The 474-nt window shown below is 39.2% G+C and carries 1 protein-coding gene; it reads right to left on the bottom strand.

The features are described 5' to 3' along the window. Positions 1 to 304, bottom strand: a 304-nt coding sequence (higB, locus tag EPK82_RS24635; RefSeq protein ID WP_134678347.1) for a type II toxin-antitoxin system toxin HigB, incomplete at its 3' end; no start/stop codon positions are given. Positions 305 to 474 lie beyond the last annotated feature (170 nt).

Below are 474 nucleotides of genomic sequence, written 5' to 3'. Positions count from 1 at the left end.
CCTTAGTACGATGAACAGCGGTAAAGAAATCGTATTCTTTATGCGTCATAACTTCACGTATGTAGCACTTTTGCGATTCAAAAAAGACCATTGCTACAACACGTAATTCATTGCCCCCAACATTGAAAACATAATGCTTATCCAGATATTTGAAGTTATCCAGAGATGGGAATACTGCTTTTAATGACTCAGGTTTTTTGAAATATCCCTTAGCAATCGTGTTCCCAAGAGCCACCAACTCCGTTTTATGTTGCGGGTATTTTTCCGCAGCATCTTTCAATGCTTTTTGAGTTATCAGGTGCATTCTTCATCACGTCCGTTGACAAATTGGCAATATGATAACATCCGTTGCCAGATTGGCAACGGATGAATTTATCTGTGTGACGGAAGAATAAACGTAGAAAAACGCTAAACAAGAGAATGTAGACGATGGTGACAGGGATTTTTTGTTTTATGGAAGCGCGATTCCAGAAC

This window comes from Ectopseudomonas khazarica (assembly GCF_004521985.1).
GTDB classification, from domain to species: Bacteria; Pseudomonadota; Gammaproteobacteria; order Pseudomonadales; family Pseudomonadaceae; genus Aquipseudomonas; species Aquipseudomonas khazarica.
This window is presented reverse-complemented; position numbering and strand designations above follow the sequence as displayed.